Here is a 17,686-nt window from a genome sequence, read left to right as displayed (position 1 = left end):
CGGACGAGTAGTGACACGTTGCGATTCAGTCCGTAGGCTGCTGAATATGGATATGCATACTGTCGTGGTGGGGACGTCCGGTACCACCGCCGCCGACGTCGTCGCGGTCGCCCGCGGCAACGCCCGCGTCGAGCTCGCCCGGGAGGCCCTCGACGCCCTCGCCCGCGCCCGGGAGACCGTGGACGCCCTCGCCGCCAAGCCCGAGCCGGTGTACGGCGTGTCGACCGGGTTCGGGGCGCTCGCCACGCGGCACATCGGCCAGGAGCTGCGCGGCCGGCTCCAGCGCAACATCGTCCGCTCGCACGCCGCCGGCATGGGCCCGCGGGTCGAGCGCGAGGTCGTGCGCGCCCTGATGTTCCTGCGCCTGAAGACCGTCGCCTCCGGCCACACCGGCGTCCGGCCGCTCGTGGCGCGGACCATGGCCGACGTCCTCAACGCGGGGATCACCCCCGTCGTCCACGAGTACGGCTCCCTCGGCTGCTCCGGCGACCTCGCGCCGCTCTCCCACTGCGCCCTCGCGCTCATGGGCGAGGGCGACGCCGAGGGTCCCGACGGCACCGTCCGCCCCGCCGGTGAGCTGCTCGCCGAGCACGGCATCGCCCCCGTCGAACTGCGCGAGAAGGAGGGACTGGCCCTCCTCAACGGCACCGACGGCATGCTCGGCATGCTCGTCATGGCCCTCGCCGACCTGGAGAAGCTGTACAAGACGGCCGACGTCACCGCAGCCCTCACCCTGGAGGCGCTGCTCGGCACGGACCGGGTGCTCCGCCCCGAGCTGCACGCCATCCGCCCGCACCCCGGCCAGGGCGCGGCCGCCGCCAACATGCTCGCCGTCCTCGAGGGCTCCGGCCTGGTCGGCCACCACCAGGTGGACGAGGCCCCCCGGGTCCAGGACGCCTACTCCGTGCGCTGCGCCCCGCAGGTCGCCGGCGCCGGCCGGGACACGATGGCCCACGCCCGCCTCGTCGCCGAGCGCGAGCTGGCCGCCGCCGTCGACAACCCGGTCGTCCTGCCGGACGGACGGGTGGAGTCCAACGGCAACTTCCACGGCGCCCCCGTCGCGTACGCCCTCGACTTCCTCGCCGTCGCCGCCGCCGACCTCGGCTCCATCGCCGAGCGCCGCACCGACCGGCTCCTCGACAAGAGCCGCAGCCACGGCCTGCCGCCGTTCCTCGCCGAGGACGCCGGCGTCGACTCGGGGCTGATGATCGCCCAGTACACGCAGGCCGCACTGGTCAGCGAGATGAAGCGGCTCGCCGTCCCGGCCTCCGCCGACTCCATCCCGTCGTCCGCGATGCAGGAGGACCACGTCTCCATGGGCTGGTCGGCGGCGCGCAAGCTGCGCACCGCGATCGGCAACCTCAACCGGATCCTCGCCGTCGAGCTGTACGCGGCGACGCGGGCGATCGAGCTGCGCCACGGCCTCACCCCGGCGCCCGCGTCCCGCGCCGTGATCGACGCCCTGCGCGCGGCGGGCGTGCGGGGGCCCGGGCCGGACCGGTTCCTGGCGCCCGACCTGGAGGCGGCGGACGCGTTCGTGCGGGAGGGCGGGGTCGTCGCCGCGGTGGAGCCGGTGACGGGCCCGCTGGCGTGACGGCCGGGCCCCGTGACGGGGCCCGCGCCCCGGGCGTACGCGTCAGAGCGGCGCGTACGTCCCGCGCCGCACCGCGAAGGCCACCAGGCCGGTGCCGACGGCCAGGAACGCCGCGCCGCCCAGGACGTACGGCGCCGTGTCCACGCCCGCGCCCGTGTCGGCCAGCCGCAGCTCCTGCGCGGCCCCGCCGCGGGGCATCCGGCCGTCGTCGGCGGCGTCGGCCTGCAGCGCGGCGACCCGGTGGGACCGCGGGGCGGCCGGTTCCCCGCCGGTGGCGTTCGCCGAGGGGACGAACCACAGGGCCCCGAGGAGTGTCCCGGCGGCGGTGGCGGTCAGCAGCGGTCGGCGTGCGACGGACACAGGATCAGATCCCCTTGCGGAATCGAGAATCGGGTGTTGTGCCGATGCTAGTGAACACAGCGGGTCGCGGAAAAGCCCGGCCCCGGGCGTCCTACGCTCCGTCATATGAGCGCTTCTGAGATTTCACGGTATGTACGCCTCCGGGTCGATCTGGTGCTGGAGGTGACCGAGCGGGGCCGGCTGACCGACGCCGCTCTGCTACGGATCCGGGACGACGAGTTCATGCCGGACGACGAGCGCGCGCACGCCGGCGCGGTCGTCCGCGAGGACGAAGCGGAAGCCCTCGCGTACCTCGTCGAACCCTCCCGGCTGATCGGCGGGGTGCCCGGCGTGGAGCTGGTCCAGGCCTCCTGGACCAGCGAGCTGGCCGCCCGCGATCCCGACGCCGACGCCTGGCACCTCGACGACGACCTGGACGACGACGACCTGGACGACGACGACCTGGACGACGACGGCCTCGACAACGACGGCCTCGACGACGTCGATGCGGACGACGCCGATCCGGACGGCGGGCCGGGCGACGGCCCGGACGACTCGGACGGCGGCGGCGGGGAAGAAGGGCGGGGCGGGGCCGGCTGAGCCGGACGTGTGCCACCCCCGGATCCCCGGGGCCCGCGCCTCCACCCGGGCGCCCGGACGGGCGGCCCGTCGGCGTGTCGGCCAGTGGGATTTCCCACACCGCGCACCGAAGTGGAACCGGAGGGGGTGTTATGGGCGTTGTGGGGAAGTGTTGGTAGGGAATTGACGGCGATGGAGAAGCGTGTGATGACGGACGGTAAGCGGCGCAGAGGCCTGATGGCCGCGTCCGCACTGCTCAGCGGTGTGCTGGTACTCACGGGCTGCGACGGCGGCGGCGAGGCCGACGCGGCCGACGGCAGCAGTGAGAGTCCGAACAGTTCACAGGCCCAGGTCGACGAGGCGGCGGCGCAGAAGACCTCGCAGGCCCGAATATCGATCACCCCGAAGAACGGCGCGATCAACGCGTCGATCAACAACGACGCCAAGGTCACGGTCGCCGAGGGCACGCTCACCTCGGTCACGATGACCTCCTCCGAGGGCACCGCGGTCGAGGGCGAGATCTCCGCGGACGGCAGGAGCTGGCAGCCCTCGGAGCAACTGGAGCGCTCCACCACCTACCGGATCGCCGTGACGGCGAAGGACGCCGAGGGCCGCGAGGCCCACGAGAACTCCTCCTTCACGACCGTCTCCCAGGCGAACAGCTTCATCGGCAACTTCACTCCGGAGGACGGCTCCACCGTCGGCGTCGGCATGCCGGTGTCGATCAGCTTCAACAAGCCGATCACCGACAAGAAGGCCGTCCAGGCCGGTATCGAGGTGTCCTCCTCCAGCGGCCAGGAGGTCGTCGGCCACTGGTTCAACGCCCAGCGCGTCGACTTCCGCCCCGAGCGGTACTGGGCCGAGGGCTCCACGGTCACGCTGAAGCTGAAGCTCGACGGGGTCGAGGGCGCGGACGGCGTCTTCGGCGTCCAGCAGAAGACCGTCACCTTCAAGATCGGCCGCAACCAGGTCTCGACCGTCGACGTCGCCGCGAAGACCATGAAGGTCCAGCGGAACGGCAAGACGGTCAAGACGATCCCGATCTCCGCCGGCTCCCCGGAGAACCCGACCTACAACGGTCAGATGGTGATCTCCGAGAAGTTTAAGGAGACCCGGATGAACGGTGCGACCGTCGGGTTCACGGACGACGACGGCAAGGGCGAGTACGACATCAAGGACGTCCCGCACGCCATGCGGCTGTCGACGTCCGGGACGTTCATCCACGGCAACTACTGGGGCGCCGACTCGGTCTTCGGCAACGTCAACACCAGCCACGGCTGCGTGGGCCTCAACGACGTCAAGGGCGCCGGAGACCCGAAGCAGCCGGGCGCCTGGTTCTACGACAACTCGCTGATCGGCGACGTGGTCATCGTCAAGAACTCCAAGGACAAGACGATCGCGCCGGACAACGGCCTCAACGGCTGGAACATGAGCTGGGCCGAGTGGAAGGCCGGCTCGGCGCTCTGACCGGCAGGCCACCGGCCCCGCCCGTACGGGAAGGCGGCGGCGCCCCCGCGCGGGGGCGCCGCCGCCTTCCCCGTAGGGGCGGCGGCCTCGCCGGTACCGCCCGGGACGCCGCCGTACGGTCTCCGTCGCCCGCCCCACGGGCGGCCGCCGGACAGCGGCCCCGCCTTCGGCAGGCGCCCTGCGGCGCGGCCCGTGCCCGGCGCCCGTCGCGTCGCGGGTCAGGCCCGGGCACGGGCCGCGCTCCGGCCACGGGTTCGCGTGCCGGGGATCTCCCGCTGCGTCCCTGGCACGGCGGATCCCCGCGAACCGGATCGACGAGCCGTACGACCGGGCGCCGGCGAGCGAGGTCCGCTACCGTTTCACGATCGACGCGTCGACGGATCGCCGCGCCGACCCGTCGACGATCCGGCGGACGCCGCGCCGACACGGCGTCCGCGCCCCGTTCCCGACCGGGCGCCCGGAGGCCGGCGGGCCCCGCGACGGGGCGGACCGGCCCTCCGCGAAGACCCCGACGAAGAGGAGACACCCATGCCCGCGTACGCCATAGGCAACCTGCGCCCGGCGGAGACCCTGCACGACGAGGTCCTCACCTACATCGAACGGATCCAGGGCACCCTGGACCCGTTCGGGGGCCGCTTCCTCGTCCACGGCGCCCCGGAGCGGGAGGTCCTGGAGGGCGAGTGGCCGGGCTCCCCGGTGATCATCGCCTTCCCGTCCCTGGACCACGCCCGCCGCTGGTACGACTCGCGGGAGTACCGGGCCCTGCTCCCCCCTGCGCACCCGCCACATGGAGGGCGACGTCCTCCTCGTCGACGGCGTGCCCGACGGTTACGACCCGGCGGCGACGGCCGCCGCGATCCGGAAGGCCCAGTCGCACTCCTGACCGCGCACGGCGTGCCCGGCCGTGCGCGGGGCCCGCACCCCTCCCGGCCGGGGAGTCCGCACGGACCGCTCGTGTCCCGAACCCGGTGACGTGCCGACCGCGCGGGATCAGCCGACCGGCCAAGTGCGTTCGGCCGCCCAGGTGCCGAAGCGCTGCCAGCCGACCTCCGGGAAGTCGCGCCGCAGTGCGGCCACGTCCACATCGAGGCCGACTTCGGTGAAGTAGCGGAACATCGCGGCGAGATCGGCCGAGAACGCCTCGACGCGGGAGATCGGCAGCCGCCCGAAGACGACCGGCCGGCCGCGTGCGCGGATCAGGGCTTCCGCGATCTCCGGGCAGGTCAGCTCGTCGGAGGCGATATCGATGCGCCGGCCCGCGAACTCCTGTGGCCGCGTGAGGACATGGGCTGCGAAAGCGCCGATGTCCCGCGCGGGGATCAGCGTCAGCAGCCGGTCGACCGGCACCGGCAGCACGAACCGGCCTTCACGCAGTCCCCGGAGGGACCGTTCGACCGTGTGGTCGTCCATGGACACCGCCGGGCCGAGGACCGTCCACGGCACGCCCAGCCCCCGCAGATGCTGCTCGATGCGGTACTTGCTCTCGAAGTGCGGAACGCCCGTGCCGCGGTCGGCGTGCGCCGCCGAGGTGAACACGATGTGTCCGACACCCCGGGCGGCCTCCAGCAGGTCGACGCCCCGCCGGACCTCGGTCTCCGGGTCCGAGCCGAACGGCGTGGACATCGCGAACAATCCGTCGGCCCCCTTCAGGGGGCGGCCTCCAGGGACCCGCCGTCGTCGAAGTCGGCCGCGTGCACCTCGGCGCCCAAGCCCCTCAGCGCCTGTGCGGCGGCCGACCCGGGGCTGCGGGTCGGGGCCCGGACCTGGAACCCCCGGCGGAGCAGCGAGCGGGCGGCCGCGCCGCCCTGGGCGCCGGTCGCCCCGGCGACGGCCACCACAGACCGGTAGAATTCCTTCGTCATGCGGTTACCGTACGACACATTGACTGCGTCACGCAGATATTTAGGGGTGTGCATGCTGATCGACGACCTCCAGCAGGAGTCCAGCCGCTACCTGGCCTCGTACGTCATGTTCAACCAGGCGGTCGCGGACCGCCTCGGGCTGCACCCCACCGACGTCCAGTGCCTCAACCTGCTGATCGCCGAGCCCGGCCCGTTCACCACCGGCCGGATCGCCGAACTCACCGGCCTGACCAGCGGATCGGCGACCCGGCTGGTCGACCGTCTTGAGAAGGCCGGTTACGTCGTCCGGCACCGTGACGAGACCGACCGCCGCCGGGTCCGGGTGGAGCCCGTCCCGGAGGCGATGCGGGACCTCACGGAGCTGTGGTCCGAGCTGGGCCGGGGGTGGCGGGCGATGTTCGCCGACTACACCGAGGACGAGCGCGCCCTGTTGCACCGGCACATGCAGCGCACCGTCGAACTCTCCCGCCGGCAGATCGCCCGCCTGCGCGAAAAGGGATGACCGCCGTCCGCGCGGAACGCCCGGCCGGTGAACCCCGGCCGAGGGGCACGTCCTGAAGGCGCGTGCCGCCACCGGCCCCGCCCGCCTGCACGTCGTTCGGGACGTGGCCGGGCCGGAGCGCTCCTGCCACCGGTCCGGCCGGAACGGCCCCGCCCCCCGTGCCGACCGGCGAGACGTCCCCCGGACTCCGCCCGACTCCGGCCGGCGACGCACCCGGGACCACGCCTTCGGGATCCATCAGGGACGCGGGCCCGCAGGCACGCCGTCGCGGTGCGTCCGGGCCCGGCAGCCCGTCACTCCCCGGTGGGAGCCGGCGCCACGCCCACCGGGCAGGCGACGCCGGTGCCGCCGGTGCCGCAGTAGCCGGAGGGGTTCTTGTCCAGGTACTGCTGGTGGTACGGCTCCGCCGGGTAGAACGGGCGGCCGTCCGCCGGGAGCAGTTCCGTGGTGATCGTGCCGTGCCCCGAGGACGTCAGGACCCGCTGGTAGGCGTCGCGGGACGCCCGCGCCGCGGCGGCCTGGGCGGGGGAGTGGGTGTAGACCGCCGAGCGGTACTGCGTGCCCACGTCGTTGCCCTGGCGGTGGCCCTGGGTGGGGTCGTGGGCCTCCCAGAAGACCTTCAGCAGTTCCCCGTACGACACCGCGGCCGGGTCGTACACGACGCGGACGGCCTCCGTGTGGCCCGTCAGGCCCGAGCAGACCTCCTCGTACGACGGGTTCGGCGTGTAGCCGCCCTGGTAGCCGACGAGCGTCGTCCACACTCCGGGGACCTGCCAGAACCGCCGCTCCGCGCCCCAGAAGCAGCCGAGGCCGAAGTCCGCGACCTCCAGCCCCTGCGGGTACGGGCCGAGCAGGGGCGTGCCGAGGACGGTGTGCCGGTCCGGGACGGTGAACTCCGGCTCGGGACGGCCCTTCAGCGCCTGCTCGGGCGCGGGCGTCTCCGGCGTGCGGCGGTACGGGAACATGACGGGCCTCCTCCGTGGGGTCGCCCAGACTCGAACGTCCCGCGCCCCGCCCGGACCCCGGCGGACGACGCCGCCCGCCGGGGCCCGGGCGGGGCGCACGGGGCGGCTGCCGGAACCGGAAGCCCGTGGACGCGGGGAGGGCGTCCGCGCGGGGGCACGGCGCCCCGGAGCACGCCGGTCACGTGCGTCCTCCCGGCGCACGCCCGCCGCCCCCGGACGCGCGGCGCCCCCGGAAGGTCAGTGCGGCAGCGTGGCGGGGCTGCCGCCGTTCGCCTCGTACCCGGCCACCGCCAGCGCCCGGTACACCGCGTACTCCGCCGCCGGGTCCTCGCCCATCGTCCACGGCAGCGCCCCGACGTGCCCGTCCACGTGCACGATCTGGTGCATGGCCTCGCTCCAGCGCTGCGCGCCCACCAGGAAGTGGATCAGCAGGTGGCGCACGTGCGCCAGCATCGGGTCGTCCGGGCGGGCCGAGTGGACCGCGTACAGCGCGCCCTCCATCGCCCGCGACACGACCTGCGTCCCGTAGAAGTCCCGCACCAGCGCCACGTCGGGCAGGTGCTCCCACACCGCGAACAGCGGCAGCGCGGCCAGCAGCGAGCCCTGCGGGGCGCGGGCGGCGGCGGACCGGGCGAACCGGTCGGCGTCCTCGCGGGAGCCGTGCCACTTCTCGCACCAGTAGTGCAGCGCCGCGATGTGCGCCCCCATGTGCCGCGGGTTCCGGTCGACGACCTTCGCCCACACCTGGTCGAACCGCTCGTGCGGGTAGCCCAGTCCACGGGCCACGGCCAGCTCGACGATGTACGGGACGGGGTCGCCCGGCGCCAGCAGCGCCGCCTCCCCGCACACGGCCCGCGCCTCCTCCAGGATGATCCGGAACTCGTCGGTGCCGACCCGCGACGTCCGCCACGCCTGCTGCACCAGGAACTCGGCGTGCACGGCCGCGCCGCCCGCGTCCTTCGGCGCCTCGGCCCGCCACGCCCGCAACCAGGCGCCGCCGGCGCCCGGCCGCTGCGCCAGCTCCAGCGACGCGGCTCCCGCGAACGCCTGCACCCGCTGCCAGCGCACCTCGTCCTCCGCGGGGGTGCCGGCCAGCAGCTGCGACGCGGCCCGCCAGTCCTGGGTGCGCTGCACCACGTCGAGGACCTCCACCAGGTCCTCGTCCGGGCCGGGCATGCGGACGTCGAGCAGTTCCTGCCGCACGAAGCCGTAGGCGAGCGGGTCGGCGGCGTCGGGCGCCCCGGGCTCGACGAGGCGGATGCCGCCGGAGCGGCGGCGCAGCAGCCAGGGCGCGACGACCGAGGCGATCAGGCCGACGGCGAGCAGGAACCAGAGAATCTCCACCATGCGCCCATTGTCCCGGACACCCGCCGGAGGGCGCCGGGCGCGTCCGCCGCACTACGCTCGCCCCATGAGCGACGAGCACACCCACCAGAACTTCGAGACCCGGGCCATCCACGCGGGCAACGCCGCCGACCCGCTGACCGGCGCGGTCGTCCCCCCATCTACCAGGTGTCCACGTACAAGCAGGACGGCGTGGGCGGCCTGCGCGGCGGCTACGAGTACAGCCGCAGCGCCAACCCGACGCGCACGGCGCTGGAGGAGAACCTCGCGGCGCTGGAGGGCGGCCGCCGCGGCCTGGCGTTCGCGTCGGGCCTCGCCGCCGAGGACTGCCTGCTGCGCGCCCTGCTCGTCCCCGGCGACCACGTGGTGATCCCCGACGACGCGTACGGCGGCACGTTCCGGCTGTTCGCGAAGGTCGCCTCGCGCTGGGGCGTCGCGTGGTCGGTCGCCGACACCTCCGACCCGGCGGCGGTGCGGGCCGCGCTCACCGACCGCACGAAGGCGATCTGGGTCGAGACGCCGTCGAACCCGCTGCTCGGCATCACCGACATCGCGGCCCTCGCGGACGTGGCCCGCACCGCCGGGGTGAGGCTCGTCGTCGACAACACCTTCGCCTCGTCCTACCTCCAGCAGCCGCTGGCGCTCGGCGCGGACGTCGTCGTGCACTCCCTCACCAAGTACATGGGCGGCCACTCCGACGTGGTGGGCGGCGCGCTCGTCACGGCGGACGAGGCGCTCGGCGAGGAACTGGCGTACCACCAGAACGCGATGGGCGCGGTGGCCGGGCCGTTCGACTCGTGGATCGTGCTGCGCGGCATCAAGACCCTCGCCGTCCGCATGGACCGGCACTGCGCGAACGCCGAGCGCGTGGCGGAGATGCTGACCCGGCACCCGAAGGTGACGCGGGTCCTCTACCCGGGCCTGCCGGACCACCCGGGCCACGAGGTCGCCGCCAAGCAGATGCGCGGCTTCGGCGGCATGGTGTCGTTCCGCGTCGCGGGCGGTGAGGAGGCGGCCGTCGCCGTGTGCGACCGGGCGAAGCTGTTCACGCTGGGCGAGTCGCTGGGCGGCGTGGAGTCGCTGATCGAGCACCCGGGCCGGATGACGCACGCCAGCGCGGCCGGCTCCGCGCTGGAGGTCCCGGCGGACCTGGTGCGGCTGTCCGTCGGCATCGAGAACGTCGACGACCTCCTCGCCGACCTCCGGCAGGCGCTGGCCTGACCGGCGCGCACCGAGGTCCGGACGGCGGCGTCCCCGCGCCGCCTGCCGGGCCGGGCCTCAGGAGGGCCGCACCGGCTCCGGTCCGGCGGCCCGGGGGCCCGACTGCTGCGCGGAGAGCGCCGAGTTGAAGCGGGTGAGCAGGGTGCAGAACGCCTCCCGCTCGGCGGCCGTCCACCCCTCCGTCACCCTCGCCATCAGGTCGCGGCGGGAGGAGCGCACCTCCTCCAGGCGGGCCTGGCCGCGCGGCGACAGCTGCAGCACGACGGCGCGGCCGTCCTCCGGGTGCGACGTCCGCTTGACCAGGCCGGTGTCGACGAGCGGCGCGACCTGGCGGGTCACCGTGGAGGAGTCGATGCCCATCCCGGCCGCCAGCGCCTTCACGCCCATCGGGCCTTCCTGGTCGAGCCGGTTGAGCAGCAGGTAGGCGGCCCGGTCCATCGTGGTGCGGAGCTGCCCGGTCCCGCCGAGGCGGGTCTGCTCCGCCCGGCGGGCGAAGACGGCCACCTGGTGCTGGAGGGCATCGAGGAGACCGGTGTCAAGACCAGTCGTCATGTCCTGGGAAGTGGGCATGGCCGGGGGACTCTCTCCTGCGGCGGTCGGTTTTGGTGGGGGACACAGTACGCGCAGTGCCGTGCGTCCGTACCTGCGCTGCGCAAACGAGATGGACCGCTTCCGGAGCTGCGAGACTGCTGCCATGAGCTTCCGCACCACTCGCCCCGCACGGCACGTCATGCTCGACGACGTGAGGGGCGCCCAGAAGATGCTGTCCGGGGTAGCGCGGATGACCGCACTGGAGGGCAGCAGGCACCTGTCGGGGCTGGTCGGCGCCCCCGTCCACCTGAAGTGCGAGAACCTGCAGCGGACCGGTTCGTTCAAGCTGCGCGGCGCGTACGTGCGGATCTCGGGGCTGCGGCCCGAGGAGCGGGCGGCCGGGGTGGTCGCCGCGTCCGCCGGGAACCACGCGCAGGGTGTCGCGCTGGCCTCGTCCCTGCTGGGGGTGGCCTCCACGGTGTTCATGCCGATCGGCGCCCCGCTGCCGAAGGTCGCCGCGACCCGCGAGTACGGCGCCGACGTGCGGCTGCACGGGCAGGTCGTCGACGAGACGCTGGAGGCGGCGCAGAGCCACGCGCGCGACACGGGTGCGGTCTTCATCCATCCCTTCGACCACCCGGACGTCATCGCGGGCCAGGGCACGGTCGGGCTGGAGATCCTGGAGCAGTGCCCGGAGGTGCGGACGATCGTCGTCGGCATGGGCGGCGGAGGCCTCGCGGCGGGCATCGGCGTGGCGGTGAAGGCGCTGCGGCCCGACGTGAAGGTGGTCGGCGTCCAGGCGCAGACGGCCGCCGCGTACCCGGGGTCGCTGGCGGCGGGCCGGCCCGTGGCGGTGGACTGCGGACCCACGATGGCGGACGGGATCATGGTCGGCCTGCCGGGCGACGTGCCGTTCGAGATCGTCCGGGAGGTCGTCGACGAGGTCCGCACGGTCTCGGAGGACGCCCTGTCGTCGGCGCTGCTGCTGTGCCTGGAGCGGGCCAAGCTGGTCGTCGAACCGGCGGGGGCGAGCCCGGTCGCGGCGCTGCTGTCCGACCCGGGGTCGTTCGAGGGGCCGGTGGTGGCCGTGCTGTCGGGCGGCAACATCGACCCGCTGGTCCTGCAGCGGGTGCTGCGGCACGGCATGGCCGCGGCCGGCCGCTACCTGAGCCTGCGGCTGCGCCTGGCGGACCGGCCGGGCGCGCTGGCCAACCTGCTGGGCGTGCTGACGGTGGTCGACGCCAACGTCCTGGACGTGGGCCACGTCCGCACCGACCCGCGGCTGGGGCTGACGGAGGTGGAGGTGGAGCTGCAGCTGGAGACGAAGGGCCCCGAGCACTGCGCGGAGGTGCGGCGCGCGCTGGGGGAGGCCGGCTACACGGTCCTGGACTGAGCGCGTCCCGCCGGGCGGCCGGGACCGGGGCCGTGCCGGCGGCGGGCCCCCTCCGGCGCGGGACCCGCGCGGCCTCCGCGCGGAACGTCCGGTACGGCGGCCCCGCCCCGGGACGCGGCCGGGGGCCGGACCGGTCCGGTCCGGCCCCCGGCCGCGTCGGTGTGCGGGATCAGCCCTGGTACGGCTTGGCGTCCAGGATGCGGACCGACGCCTTCTTCCCGTTCGGCAGCTCGTACTCCGCGTCCTCGCCGACCTTCTTGCCGTTCACGCCCGAGCCGAGCGGGGACTGCGGGGAGTACGTCTCGATGTCGGAGCTCGCGTACTCGCGGGAAGCCAGCAGGAAGGTCAGGGTGTCGTCCTCGTCGCCGTCGAAGGCGATCGTCACGACCGTGCCGGGGGCGACCACGCCGGTCACGGCGGGGGCCTCGCCGACCTTCGCGTGCTCCAGGAGCTGGGTGAGCTGCCGGACCCGCAGCTCCTGCTTGCCCTGCTCCTCCTTGGCCGCGTGGTACCCGCCGTTCTCGCGCAGGTCCCCCTCCTCGCGCGCCGCCGCGATCTTCGCGGAGATCTCGGCTCGCGCGGGACCCGACAGGTACTCCAGCTCGGCCTTGAGCTGGTTGTACGCCTCCTGGGTGAGCCAGGTGACGTTGTCGCTGGTCTGGGTCACAGGTGCTCCTCGTCGGTGCTGGGTATACAAAGCATCGCCCTACCAGAAGCATGCGGTCTTCCCGGGAGGGCGAAACCACGAGCCTAACAACTGCGTGCCCGAAGGGGGAGGACGAAAGTCACGGAATCCCTGACTCCGCAGGTCACCCGAGGCCCGGCGCGCCGCCGGGGGCGCGGTCAGTCCGACGTGCAGCCGAGGAGCTGCGCGGCCGTGGCGGCCTTCGTCGTGCGGAGGGTGACCACCTGGTCGAGGCGCGGCGCGGCCTGGTCGAAGCGGAACTCCCTGCGGCCCACCTCGGTGCCGCTCTCCGCGAGCGCCCGCACCGTGCAGTACCCCTTCGCGCCGTCCGCCTTGCGCACCTCCAGGTGCACGTCCACGCGGTCCGCCGCCACCACGTCGAACTTGATCAGCTCGGCGCTGACCTTCTGGCCCGCGATGTAGTCGTAGCCGAACCAGCCGACCAGCGCGAGCAGCGCGGCCCCCAGCACCGAGCCCACGATCACGAGCCCGCGGTCCGTGCGCGCCTCGGCGGCGCGGCCGTACCGGCCCTCGGGGAGCCGCTCTCCCGTCACGCTCATGATCGCTCCTCTCGTACGGCGGACGGCGGAATATCCCCCGCGCCGATTCCGTCACTATAGGAGCCGAGCGACCTGACCGATTCATTGAGGACCAGTCTTGACTGAGCAGCTGCGACTGATGGCGGTGCACGCCCACCCCGACGACGAGTCGAGCAAGGGCGCGGCCACGATGGCCAAGTACGTGTCCGAAGGGGTGGACGTGCTCGTCGTGACGTGCACGGGCGGTGAGCGCGGCTCCGTCCTCAACCCGAAGCTCCAGGGCGACCCGTACGTCGAGGAGAACATCCACGAGGTGCGCCGCAAGGAGATGGACGAGGCCCGGGAGATCCTGGGCGTCCGGCAGGAGTGGCTCGGCTTCGTCGACTCCGGTCTCCCCGAGGGGGACCCGCTGCCCCCGCTCCCGCAGGGCTGCTTCGCCCTGGAGGACATCGACAAGGCCGCCGGGCGCCTGGTGAGGTCCGTCCGGGCGTTCCGTCCGCAGGTGATCACCACCTACGACGAGAACGGCGGGTACCCGCACCCCGACCACATCATGACCCACAAGATCACGATGGTGGCCTTCGAGGGCGCGGCCGACCCCGAGAAGTACCCGGAGTCGGAGTTCGGCCCGGTCTGGCAGCCGCTGAAGCTCTACTACAACCAGGGCTTCAACCGTCCGCGCACCCGGGCGCTGCACGAGGCGCTGCTGGAGCGCGGCCTGGAGTCGCCGTACGGGGAGTGGCTGCAGCGCTGGGACGAGTTCCAGCGCCCCGAGCGCACGCTCACCACGTACGTCCCGTGCGCCGACTTCTTCGAGACGCGCGACAGGGCGCTGATCGCGCACCGCACGCAGATCGACCCGGACGGCGGCTGGTTCCGCGTCCCGATGGAGATCCAGAAGGAGGTCTGGCCGACGGAGGAGTACGAGCTGGCCAAGTCCCTCGTGGACACCGCCCTCCCCGAGAGCGACCTCTTCGCGGGCATCCGGGACAATGTCTGACATGAGCGCACACCAGGCACTGACCCAGCTCGTCCCCCTCGCCGCCGAGCTGGACGAGAACAAGGTGACGCCCGGCGTCCTCGGCTTCGTCGTCTTCGCCGTCATGGCCGTCGCCGTGTGGGCCCTGATGAAGTCGATGAACCGGCACATGAACCGCGTCGACTTCGAGGAGGCACCCGAGGAGCCGGGGCCGTCCCCCGCCCAGGCCGAGGCGTCCGCCCGGGAGTGACCGCCCGCCCGGAAGCGGCGGGGGCCGCGGGCGGGCCCGTACCCGCCGCGGGCCCCTCGCGGCGCCGGAGCCCCGGGCCGGCGTGCGGCCGCCCGGCTCCCCGGAGCGGCGGGAGTGCCCGACGGCCCCCTCGGATCCGTGAGGACCCGAGGGGGCCGGAGGCGTTCCGCGGCGGAGGGGGCCCGTGACCGGTGCCCCCCGCGCCGCGTCACCAGGAGCGGTTGAACTTCACATGCCCGCCGTTGCGCTCGTACCAGCCGCGGAAGCCCCAGTTGATCCAGCCCCCGTCGCCGTGGTTGGTGAACTCCCCGGACTCGAAGACCCAGAGGCCGTAGTGGACGTTTCCCCACGTGACGTTGGCGTAGAGCCGGGTGCCCCGGAACCGGTCGTCGTAGTTGTGGCTCAGGTTGAACAGCATGACGTTGTGCCACCCGCCGGCTGCTTCGAACGCCTTGTCGACCGCCTTCTGGACGAACGCGCCGCGGTCGTCGGTGTTGATGCTGCGCAGGGCGTCGGTGATCGCGCGGCCGCGGCCGAGCTGGTCCATGGAGACGCTGACGGTGACGCTCTTGCCGGCGGCTTCGGGGCCGCCCTCCCGAGCCGCGGGGGCGGCGGAGGACGCCGGGGCGGCGGGGCGCTCGGCGGCCTGGGCCGGGAGCGCGGCGGCTCCGGTCAGGAGGGCGGTGGTCAGGGCGAGTGCGGTGAGGGTGGTCGTGCGGCGCATGGCGGGACCTCCTGTTCTGCGGGGACCGTGGTCCGGGGGAAGGATGTGCGGAGTCCGGGGCCGGGGTGCGGCGCGGCCGGTCACCAGGAGCGGCGGAAGTTCACGTAGCCGCCGTCGCGGTCGAACCAGCCGCGGAAGGCCCAGTTGATCCAGCCCCCGTCGCCGTGGTTGGTGAACTGGCCCGACTCGAAGACGATCACCCGGTAGGTGCCGTGGTGGCCGCTGACCTTGGCGTCGTACACGACGCCGTGGAGGTTGCTGGTGTACCGGTTGGCGTTGTTGACGACCATGACGTTGTAGCGCTGGCCGGCCTCGTAGAAGGAGCCCTCCATCAGGGACTTCACGTAGCCCGAGCGGTTCTGGTTGCGCTCGATGGCGTTGTTGACGATGTGGTAGAGCTTCGCGGTGAGTTCGACGACCTTGGTGATCACCTCGACCCGTCCGCGGCCGCTGATCGTGCTCGACCCCTCCGGCTGGGCCGCGGCCGGCCGGGCCGCGGGTGCCTCGGCGGCGTGGGAGGCGGTGGTGGGCAGCAGGACGCCGGCGGCGGCGACGGAGCTGATCACCATCATGGCCGTGCGCTTGCGGTTGATCGACATGTTCTCTCCTCCTGGTGGTTTATCCGAGCGTTTTCCGTGGCGGCGGCCGGTGGGCCGCCGCCGCGGTTTCCCAGCGGGAATGCGCGGACCGGCGCCGCGACTTGGATCGGAATTCCGGGACGGGGCGAAAAAAGGGGGCGGCTCCACGGCCGGTCCCTGCCGGCGGGGCCCTGCCGGCAGGGACCGGCCGACCCGCCCGCCATCCCCGGAGCGGTGGGGCGGACGGGGGCCGTCGGTCACCACGACGTGCTGAGGTGGGTGACGGCGTCGTCGGGGAAGGAGGGGCCGCCGCCGCCGCGGCGGCCCGCCGGGGGAGGCGGCAGGACGGCGGCCCGCCGGTACAGCAGGGTCGCGACGCACCCGGCGCAGAGCACCGAGATCGTCGGCCACCAGGGGAAACGGGCCTCCCGGCGGCCGTGGGAGGGGTTCGGCATCGGGTTTTCCAGCAGCTTTCGCGTGAAGCGGGAACGCGGCAGGGCCGTAAGGGCTCTACTGGACCGGAGGGCAGTCGGTTGCGGGATCGGACCACTCGGTGTCCCCCGGGCGGGCCTCGCACCCGGCCGGGGACCAGGCGGCGATCGCACCCGGCCCGGCGCCGGGCGCAGCTCCGGCCGCGAGGCCCCCCATCACGGCCGTGGTCATGGCGGCCGCACAAAGGAATCGGGCGAACTTCATTTTGCACTCCTGAGGACCTGGGGCCTGAATTGCGAGTGGAAAACCCTGCGGACGTCTTTCTCTCCGGCGACTCAAGAATCGCCCGGGAAAGAACTCCCGGTCCAGGGCGGGCGGCCCTCAGCAAGGTGCGTGGCATGAAGAGGAGGGGGAGCGAAAATGGACAGAACACGTGAAAGGGGAGCGTCCGGCGAGGAACGGGGCGGGCCACGGCTGTCGCCGCTCCCCGAGCCGGGGCAGGCGTCCGGATCCGAGGAGCTCGGCCCCGCGGCGGTCCGGCTGTACACCCGGCTGCTGGAGCACGGACCGGCGACGGCCGCCGCCCTGGCCGCCGTACTCGGCCTGGACGAAGAGGAGGCCGGACGGGCGGCCGCCGAACTGGCGCGCCACCGGCTGGTGGTCCGCGATCCCCGGCAGTCGCCCGCGCCGCTGCGCGCCGTCAGCCCCTACACCGCCACGGCCGAGCTGGTGGGCCCGGAGGAGAGCGCGCTGCGGCACCGCCTGGAGATCCTGGAGCGGACCCGGCAGAGACTCGGTTCGCTGGTCCCGCTGTACGAGGAGGCGCACCGGCGCGGAGCCGGTACCGGGGCCATCGAGGTGGTCGGGTCCCGCGACCAGGTCATGCTGCTGATCTCCGACGCCGCGGCCCGCTGCACCGAGGAGGTGCTCACCGTGCAGCCCGGGGGCGGGCGTCCGCCCGGCCACCTCGAGCGTGCCCTCCCCAGGGACCTGGAGATGCTGCGCCGCGGCGTACGGCTGCTCACCCTCTACCAGCACACGGCCCGGCACAGCGCGGGCACGCAGGCGTACGTGCGGGCGGTGGCCGCGGCCGGCGCGGAGGTCCGCACCCTGGGCGAGCTCTTCGGCAAGATGGTGGTCTTCGACCGCGCCACGGCGTTCCTTCCGGTGTGGGACGACCCCGACGCGGCCGTGGTCCTGCGCGAGCCGTCCACCGTCGCCTTCCTCCGTTCGGTCTTCCACCACGCCTGGAGCCTCGCGGAGCCGTTCGCCACCTCGTACTCCGCGACCACCTCGGCCCAGTTGCAGGACGCCATCGCCGCGCGGCTGGCCGGTGGGGCCAAGGACGAACTGATCGCCCGGCGGCTGGGGATGTCGCTGCGGACCTGCCGGCGGCACATCGCCGAGCTGATGGACGAACTCGGCGCCGGGAGCCGCTTCCAGGCCGGGTACCTCCTCGCCCTCCGGTCCCAGGGCTCTCCCGGCCCGCGGGGCGCGGCATCGCGGGGGGAGCTGCCGGACGGCGCCGCCGGGCCGCCGGGGAACGCCCGTCACACCGCGTCCGGCGGCTGACGGCGACACGTCCGGCCCGGCGGCTTCCGGGACCCGCGTACGGCCCGGGGCGGGGAGGGGACCGCACCGCCGGCGCGACCCGCCACCGGCCCGGCCGCCGGAGCCGGCCCGGCCGCGCGGGCACCGCGGC

Annotated in this window: 19 protein-coding genes and 2 pseudogenes; 10 read left to right on the top strand and 11 right to left on the bottom strand. The window is 73.8% G+C overall.

Annotated features, from left to right (window positions below; all coding sequences use genetic code 11):
- Positions 1–52 precede the first annotated feature (52 nt).
- Positions 53–1,594, top strand: a complete 1,542-nt coding sequence (hutH, locus tag LUW75_RS07500) for a histidine ammonia-lyase (protein WP_250337584.1) — start codon at positions 53–55, stop codon at positions 1,592–1,594.
- A gap of 42 nt (positions 1,595–1,636) precedes the next feature.
- On the opposite strand, the gene LUW75_RS07495 is transcribed toward hutH, so the two are convergent.
- Complete coding sequence (locus LUW75_RS07495) at positions 1,637–1,954, bottom strand: hypothetical protein (protein WP_250334926.1); 318 nt, start codon at positions 1,952–1,954, stop codon at positions 1,637–1,639.
- Positions 1,955–2,059: 105 nt separating this feature from the next.
- Here LUW75_RS07495 and LUW75_RS07490 point away from each other — a divergent pair, with 105 nt between their 5' ends.
- From LUW75_RS07490 to LUW75_RS07480, 3 genes and pseudogenes are all read left to right on the top strand, one after another.
- The gene (locus LUW75_RS07490) at positions 2,060–2,533 is read left to right on the top strand and encodes a hypothetical protein (RefSeq protein WP_250334925.1); all 474 of its coding nucleotides are present in this window, start codon (positions 2,060–2,062) and stop codon (positions 2,531–2,533) included.
- A 171-nt stretch (positions 2,534–2,704) separates the two neighbouring features.
- Positions 2,705–3,979 carry a L,D-transpeptidase gene (locus tag LUW75_RS07485; RefSeq protein ID WP_250334924.1) on the top strand — a complete coding sequence of 425 codons (1,275 nt, stop codon included), beginning with the start codon at positions 2,705–2,707 and terminating at the stop codon, positions 3,977–3,979.
- A 528-nt stretch (positions 3,980–4,507) separates the two neighbouring features.
- A pseudogene (locus LUW75_RS07480) lies at positions 4,508–4,862 on the top strand (DUF1330 domain-containing protein).
- 107 nt (positions 4,863–4,969) lie between these two features.
- Here LUW75_RS07480 and LUW75_RS07475 read toward each other — a convergent pair.
- Positions 4,970–5,602 carry an NmrA family NAD(P)-binding protein gene (locus LUW75_RS07475; protein WP_284453812.1) on the bottom strand — a complete coding sequence of 211 codons (633 nt, stop codon included), beginning with the start codon at positions 5,600–5,602 and terminating at the stop codon, positions 4,970–4,972.
- Between the two features lie 23 nt (positions 5,603–5,625).
- Positions 5,626–5,841, bottom strand: coding sequence for an NmrA family NAD(P)-binding protein (locus LUW75_RS24295; protein WP_284453811.1), 216 nt, complete (start codon positions 5,839–5,841; stop codon positions 5,626–5,628).
- Positions 5,842–5,893: 52 nt separating this feature from the next.
- Here LUW75_RS24295 and LUW75_RS07470 point away from each other — a divergent pair, with 52 nt between their 5' ends.
- Positions 5,894–6,343 carry a MarR family winged helix-turn-helix transcriptional regulator gene (locus LUW75_RS07470; RefSeq protein WP_250334923.1) on the top strand — a complete coding sequence of 150 codons (450 nt, stop codon included), beginning with the start codon at positions 5,894–5,896 and terminating at the stop codon, positions 6,341–6,343.
- A gap of 293 nt (positions 6,344–6,636) precedes the next feature.
- On the opposite strand, the gene msrA is transcribed toward LUW75_RS07470, so the two are convergent.
- Complete coding sequence (msrA, locus tag LUW75_RS07465) at positions 6,637–7,308, bottom strand: peptide-methionine (S)-S-oxide reductase MsrA (protein WP_250334922.1); 672 nt, start codon at positions 7,306–7,308, stop codon at positions 6,637–6,639.
- A gap of 237 nt (positions 7,309–7,545) precedes the next feature.
- Complete coding sequence (locus tag LUW75_RS07460) at positions 7,546–8,652, bottom strand: hypothetical protein (protein WP_250337583.1); 1,107 nt, start codon at positions 8,650–8,652, stop codon at positions 7,546–7,548.
- Positions 8,653–8,719: 67 nt separating this feature from the next.
- Between LUW75_RS07460 and LUW75_RS07455 the strand changes: the two are divergent.
- A pseudogene (locus LUW75_RS07455) lies at positions 8,720–9,873 on the top strand (cystathionine gamma-synthase).
- A 57-nt stretch (positions 9,874–9,930) separates the two neighbouring features.
- Here the strand turns inward: LUW75_RS07455 and LUW75_RS07450 are convergent.
- Positions 9,931–10,443 (bottom strand): MarR family winged helix-turn-helix transcriptional regulator, encoded by a 513-nt coding sequence (locus tag LUW75_RS07450; RefSeq protein WP_250334921.1) that lies wholly within the window; start codon positions 10,441–10,443, stop codon positions 9,931–9,933.
- Between the two features lie 124 nt (positions 10,444–10,567).
- Between LUW75_RS07450 and ilvA the strand changes: the two genes are divergently transcribed.
- The gene (gene ilvA / locus LUW75_RS07445) at positions 10,568–11,797 is read left to right on the top strand and encodes a threonine ammonia-lyase (protein ID WP_250334920.1); all 1,230 of its coding nucleotides are present in this window, start codon (positions 10,568–10,570) and stop codon (positions 11,795–11,797) included.
- 169 nt (positions 11,798–11,966) lie between these two features.
- Here the strand turns inward: ilvA and greA are convergent, their stop codons facing one another.
- Complete coding sequence (gene greA / locus LUW75_RS07440; protein ID WP_250334919.1) at positions 11,967–12,464, bottom strand: transcription elongation factor GreA; 498 nt, start codon at positions 12,462–12,464, stop codon at positions 11,967–11,969.
- Positions 12,465–12,640: 176 nt separating this feature from the next.
- On the bottom strand, positions 12,641–13,042 hold the full coding sequence (locus LUW75_RS07435; RefSeq protein ID WP_250334918.1) for a DUF4307 domain-containing protein: 402 nt from the start codon (positions 13,040–13,042) through the stop codon (positions 12,641–12,643).
- 97 nt (positions 13,043–13,139) lie between these two features.
- Here LUW75_RS07435 and mca point away from each other — a divergent pair, with 97 nt between their 5' ends.
- Both mca and LUW75_RS07425 read left to right on the top strand, forming a co-directional pair.
- The gene (mca, locus tag LUW75_RS07430; protein ID WP_250334917.1) at positions 13,140–14,021 is read left to right on the top strand and encodes a mycothiol conjugate amidase Mca; all 882 of its coding nucleotides are present in this window, start codon (positions 13,140–13,142) and stop codon (positions 14,019–14,021) included.
- Complete coding sequence (locus tag LUW75_RS07425; RefSeq protein ID WP_250334916.1) at positions 14,014–14,250, top strand: hypothetical protein; 237 nt, start codon at positions 14,014–14,016, stop codon at positions 14,248–14,250. The genes mca and LUW75_RS07425 overlap by 8 nt, the downstream gene beginning before the upstream one ends.
- 208 nt (positions 14,251–14,458) lie before the next feature.
- Here the strand turns inward: LUW75_RS07425 and LUW75_RS07420 are convergent, their stop codons facing one another.
- The 3 genes from LUW75_RS07420 to LUW75_RS07410 all read right to left on the bottom strand — a co-directional run bounded on the left by LUW75_RS07420 (position 14,459) and on the right by LUW75_RS07410 (position 16,007).
- Complete coding sequence (locus tag LUW75_RS07420) at positions 14,459–14,974, bottom strand: stress protein (RefSeq protein WP_250334915.1); 516 nt, start codon at positions 14,972–14,974, stop codon at positions 14,459–14,461.
- Between the two features lie 80 nt (positions 14,975–15,054).
- The gene (locus LUW75_RS07415) at positions 15,055–15,573 is read right to left on the bottom strand and encodes a stress protein (RefSeq protein ID WP_250334914.1); all 519 of its coding nucleotides are present in this window, start codon (positions 15,571–15,573) and stop codon (positions 15,055–15,057) included.
- Between the two features lie 236 nt (positions 15,574–15,809).
- The gene (locus LUW75_RS07410; protein WP_250334913.1) at positions 15,810–16,007 is read right to left on the bottom strand and encodes a hypothetical protein; all 198 of its coding nucleotides are present in this window, start codon (positions 16,005–16,007) and stop codon (positions 15,810–15,812) included.
- Positions 16,008–16,404: 397 nt separating this feature from the next.
- Here LUW75_RS07410 and LUW75_RS07405 point away from each other — a divergent pair, with 397 nt between their 5' ends.
- A complete protein-coding gene (locus LUW75_RS07405; protein WP_250334912.1) occupies positions 16,405–17,556 on the top strand; it encodes a LuxR family transcriptional regulator in 1,152 nt (383 codons plus the stop codon).
- Positions 17,557–17,686: the final 130 nt, after the last annotated feature.

Origin of the sequence: Streptomyces sp. MRC013 (assembly GCF_023614235.1) — a bacterium.
GTDB lineage: Bacteria > Actinomycetota > Actinomycetes > Streptomycetales > Streptomycetaceae > Streptomyces.
This window is presented reverse-complemented; position numbering and strand designations above follow the sequence as displayed.

What these genes read in the sequence shown, in the direction of transcription:
- LUW75_RS07435 (WP_250334918.1), bottom strand. Translation starts at nt 13,042, where the DNA reads ATGAGCGTGACGGGAGAGCGGCTCCCCGAGGGCCGGTACGGCCGCGCC.
- LUW75_RS07470 (WP_250334923.1), top strand. Translation starts at nt 5,894, where the DNA reads ATGCTGATCGACGACCTCCAGCAGGAGTCCAGCCGCTACCTGGCCTCG.
- LUW75_RS07405 (WP_250334912.1), top strand. Translation starts at nt 16,405, where the DNA reads ATGGACAGAACACGTGAAAGGGGAGCGTCCGGCGAGGAACGGGGCGGG.
- LUW75_RS07450 (WP_250334921.1), bottom strand. Translation starts at nt 10,443, where the DNA reads ATGCCCACTTCCCAGGACATGACGACTGGTCTTGACACCGGTCTCCTC.
- LUW75_RS07485 (WP_250334924.1), top strand. Translation starts at nt 2,705, where the DNA reads ATGGAGAAGCGTGTGATGACGGACGGTAAGCGGCGCAGAGGCCTGATG.
- hutH (WP_250337584.1), top strand. Translation starts at nt 53, where the DNA reads ATGCATACTGTCGTGGTGGGGACGTCCGGTACCACCGCCGCCGACGTC.
- LUW75_RS07415 (WP_250334914.1), bottom strand. Translation starts at nt 15,573, where the DNA reads ATGTCGATCAACCGCAAGCGCACGGCCATGATGGTGATCAGCTCCGTC.
- LUW75_RS07425 (WP_250334916.1), top strand. Translation starts at nt 14,014, where the DNA reads ATGTCTGACATGAGCGCACACCAGGCACTGACCCAGCTCGTCCCCCTC.
- msrA (WP_250334922.1), bottom strand. Translation starts at nt 7,308, where the DNA reads ATGTTCCCGTACCGCCGCACGCCGGAGACGCCCGCGCCCGAGCAGGCG.
- LUW75_RS07410 (WP_250334913.1), bottom strand. Translation starts at nt 16,007, where the DNA reads ATGCCGAACCCCTCCCACGGCCGCCGGGAGGCCCGTTTCCCCTGGTGG.
- ilvA (WP_250334920.1), top strand. Translation starts at nt 10,568, where the DNA reads ATGAGCTTCCGCACCACTCGCCCCGCACGGCACGTCATGCTCGACGAC.
- LUW75_RS07490 (WP_250334925.1), top strand. Translation starts at nt 2,060, where the DNA reads ATGAGCGCTTCTGAGATTTCACGGTATGTACGCCTCCGGGTCGATCTG.
- LUW75_RS07420 (WP_250334915.1), bottom strand. Translation starts at nt 14,974, where the DNA reads ATGCGCCGCACGACCACCCTCACCGCACTCGCCCTGACCACCGCCCTC.
- LUW75_RS07475 (WP_284453812.1), bottom strand. Translation starts at nt 5,602, where the DNA reads ATGTCCACGCCGTTCGGCTCGGACCCGGAGACCGAGGTCCGGCGGGGC.
- LUW75_RS24295 (WP_284453811.1), bottom strand. Translation starts at nt 5,841, where the DNA reads ATGACGAAGGAATTCTACCGGTCTGTGGTGGCCGTCGCCGGGGCGACC.